The sequence below is a fragment of the Microcoleus sp. MON1_C1 genome (assembly GCF_036701945.1).
In the GTDB taxonomy this organism is placed as follows: Bacteria; Cyanobacteriota; Cyanobacteriia; order Cyanobacteriales; family Microcoleaceae; genus Microcoleus.
Map to the genome: position 1 here is coordinate 1 of NZ_JAUBRO010000118.1, position 3847 is coordinate 3847.

2 protein-coding genes are annotated in these 3847 nt (G+C 44.6%); one reads left to right on the plus strand and one right to left on the minus strand.

Going from position 1 to position 3847, the window contains the following annotated elements:
• Nucleotides 1–43: 43 nt before the first annotated feature.
• Nucleotides 44–2101: an NB-ARC domain-containing protein gene (locus QUA62_RS28955; protein WP_333408246.1), complete on the minus strand. Its 2058-nt coding sequence runs from the start codon at nucleotides 2099–2101 to the stop codon at nucleotides 44–46.
• A 312-nt stretch (nucleotides 2102–2413) separates the two neighbouring features.
• On the opposite strand from QUA62_RS28955, the gene QUA62_RS28960 reads away from it, so the two are divergent.
• Entirely contained in the window at nucleotides 2414–3628 is a 1215-nt protein-coding gene (locus QUA62_RS28960; protein ID WP_333408247.1) for a trypsin-like serine protease, read from the plus strand.
• The last annotated feature ends 219 nt before the right edge of the window (nucleotides 3629–3847 follow it).

Below are 3847 nucleotides of genomic sequence, written 5' to 3' on the forward strand. Positions count from 1 at the left end.
TCTACTGAATATGCTTTCATTGGTATATTTTTTTAATCTATTCTTATTGTACCTCATAACACCCGGAAGTGCTGTAAGTTTTTAGACAGATGCCAGTACGAACATCCCAAAGCTTCACCGTGTGGTCATAACTACTACTCGCTAGGGTTTGACTATCTGGACTCCAAGCAACTGATTTTACCCAGTGGGTGTGTCCCTGAAAGGTCAAAAGTTGTTTGCCTTTTTGCACGTCCCACAGGTGAATATTATTATATAGATCGGCCGTCGCCGCACATTTGCCATCTGGTGTCAGTGCTAGTGACGTAACATTACCCAATATCTCAGAAAAAACCGATTGACACAGGTCAGAATTGGTGAAATTGACATTGTGCAAGTTTATCCCCTGGAGGTTGGCTTGCCAAACCGTTAGATTTGAAAAGTCATAATCGCTTATATCTACCTGTAATTGGCGAAGTAGATTGATAATATTTCCACTTACATATCCGGTCTTTAGTGGCGGTTTCCCTCGTAGCATCTCAAGAATTTGAGCTAGACAATTTTCTAGAGTTTTTGAGTCGCTAAAACTCGTGATTAATCCATCAATTACTGGTTGAATAATGAGGCGAATTTGACTCTCAACCACATATTCTTTGCCTTGAGCTTTAACCAGAGCGTGACTCCTAAAGAGTTGAAGGTTATCAGGTTGAAAGTTAGCAAATTTATTAGAAATTTCAACCTTTAAACATTCAACCTTTAACCCAAGAATTTCTTCACAAATCTGCTCAATTAATCGAGTAATCACGTACTCCATGACTACAGGTTGTTGTGTAAAAGCATCGGCGATTTTTTCAATCAATGAGCGGCGTTGCAAAGAAACGAGTACCTGTAGAAGTTCGCTAGTTGATATCGGGGAGACAAAATCCTCTTGCAATTCCTCTAACAACACTGGCTCCCGATTGATGGCTAACCAGTACATAATCTCTTGTTCTATATCGCTCAGTCGCTGAAACTGCCGCTCTAACAAATCGCGGATATCATCAAAAATAAACGAACCTTGCTTTAAAAATTCTAAAAAGCGAGAAATACTGCTATCAAAAAAATCTGTTACCCCTGAAGCTACTATCTTTAAAGCTAAGGGATTCCCGCCATAGCGTGAAATCACGCTTGTCCATTCATCTTCTGACCCAGTAAAAGACCCCTTGGCAGAGAAAATTTTTCGTCCTTGAACTTCGGGTAAACCTGTCAGTTGCAAGCAGCGAACCGGTTGTGTTTCGCCCTCTAAGGCGGCTAATCCTTGTGGTTTCTCGCGACTGGTTAGTATCAAGCTGCTGTTGTGGTGTGTTTCCCCAACACATTTGAGTAACTCACCGTAACCTTCATATCCTTCTCGAAAGCCTCCCGTGCGTGAAGCAAAGCTATGCCGCACTTCATCACCTGCTTGCAAAACTGATTCAGCATTATCCAAAACTAGCAGACAGCGCCAGGAGCGTAAATAATCGATCGACCGCAAAATTCTGCCGTCTTTGTTGGTTGGCAAGACCCCCCCTTCGCCCCCCCTTACTAAGGACGGGTTGGGGGGGTGTTGGTTGGAGAGAAATTGAATCAGTTCTGCCAGTATCTCTTCTACGGGAGGGGCATTGCGGAGACTTCGCCAAATCACAAATTCAAATCGTGATTGTAGTTGTTGGGCTAGCTTGGCAGCCAAAGCTGTTTTACCAATCCCTCCCATCCCCAGCAACACTACCAAACGGCAATTATCCTGCACAATCCATTGTTCTAGAGTTGTTAATTCGCTACTGCGACCATAGAAAACCGAGACATCCGGTGCCTCGCCCCAATCTTGGTGTCTGTTGGCAATTGCTGGAGAGGATTTCACGTCTGCAGACTGGGATAGAACCCGATCGCCCAAGTCAGATATCTCTCGCCAATCGATCGCTAATTTTTCACAAATTTCCACAAACGTCGCATAATCAACGGTTTTTCCTGTGAGGAACCTGCTGAGAGTGGATAAAGCGAGTCCTAATTCTTCAGCAAAGGCTCTTTGGCTGGGAAAGCCATTGCGCTTGAGGGCTAATTTGGCGATCTGAATGCAGTCACTGCGAACTTTGAGCGATCGTGACATACCCTATTCCCCCGAAAGTTATGCAGATTGCAGATTTTAGTAGGTTACGCGAAAGTCGGTAACAAATCAGTACATTCTCGGTCTCGATCTCGGTCAATGGCAAGTTTTGATGAATTTAGTAGAGATGAGAAGTCCGATGCGGTTTCTCGATCGAACGTAAGAAATCAAGTTTTTTTTAAAGGAGAGTTCCTTGCTGGCAAGTTTTCTCGAAATTAGCCGGGGAAAAGCATTGAAGTTCTTACAGCCCAATTAACAGAAGTAAAAAAGGTGTTTCACGTGAAAAAGATAACGCAGATAGCACGCCAGTTGCTATTGACTCTTTGTTTCCTGCTAACAATCACTTTTGTCTGGCAGGGAGTGTTTCTAGCTTCGACCTCCTCAGCGATCGCTGCTACCGTTGATGAGCGAGCCCAACCCATTGATAGCAGTTCTCAAGATACTGAGAGAACCCAAAGCAATACCATCGTCGCAGGAGACGGCGAACTGCGTAATCCCGGTCAAACCCTGCCGGAAACTGAGCGGGGATTTGATGGCGACGATAACTGGAGATTTATAGGTAACGCGAAGTTCATTGATGCCAATACCGCAGAGGCGATGATCGAAAGGTTTGAATCGCAGGAAAGGCCAGAGCCACAGTTGAACCAGGGCGAAGAACCTGACCCTGAGATGGACTTGATGGTTGCGGTGAATGCGAGGGACGGGCGTATGTATGAACAACTAAAAATCACTCAGCCACGTTCTGTAGACACCCAACCAAGTAATAGTGACAACCTGGGAATTGCCAATGAACCGCCAGTACTTCCTGTGATAGTGGGTGACGATAACCGCCAGGTGTATCTCGACATGAAGTCTTATCCTGAGAGAACCATCGGAGGGATCGCCCCAAAAAATTCTCAGACTTCGACGTGCTCTGGAGCCTTGGTGGGTCCCCGACATGTGCTTACAGCCGCACATTGCATTCATCCAGGAGGAGGAGGTAAGGATAAGTTTTTTGCGAACCGAGGATTCGCTCCTGGCTGGAAAGGTGTGGGAAATACGCTGAATGAAAAGCCGAATGGTCACTATAGTCCCGTTTGGTACTACGTTCCAGAACGTTGGCTTAAAAAACACGATTCTAGGTACGATTATGCGGTGATCGTCCTCGAAAATAACAGTTTTCTCCGCACTCTTGGATACTTAGGAACGAGAACCGGCACCGTTGTTAACCTGACACAGAAGAGTGTAAAAACTCGCGGTTATCCGCAATGGCACGACCAATGCAAAGCGTCGCCTATTGAATCGGGCGACAACAAGGGCAAGTGTTACAACTATATGTATGGAATGACTTGCAAAGGAATCGGTGTTGGTCCCTTTCAGTTTTCGAGCAACTGCGATATACAAAAGGGTCAGAGCGGAAGCCCAATATTCAAAGGTGACAATAACATCTACGGAATTGTCATCCACAATGGTTCCGTATTTAACTGGGCTAGAAAAATGCGTAGCGACGTCCAGAATACAATCCAACAAGCTATGAGCAAGGACCCGTAGTCATAACCTAAGACAGCTAGCTACGCAGAATCGGTCAGATTCGTTGCTGTTCAATGATTCGCTGGTAAGAAAACACCCTTAGCGTATCGAAGGATAAAAACTGAGAACCACTATAGCAATTCCATTTGAGATGTAAATATAAATTTCTATGGTAAAATAGGAAAGTTTGATAATAAATGAAAGGGAAGAAAGCAAATGGAAGCCAATCAAAATGAAAAA

Coding starts and splice junctions, on each gene's coding strand:
- QUA62_RS28955 (WP_333408246.1), bottom strand. CDS start 2,101: ATGTCACGATCGCTCAAAGTTCGCAGTGACTGCATTCAGATCGCCAAA.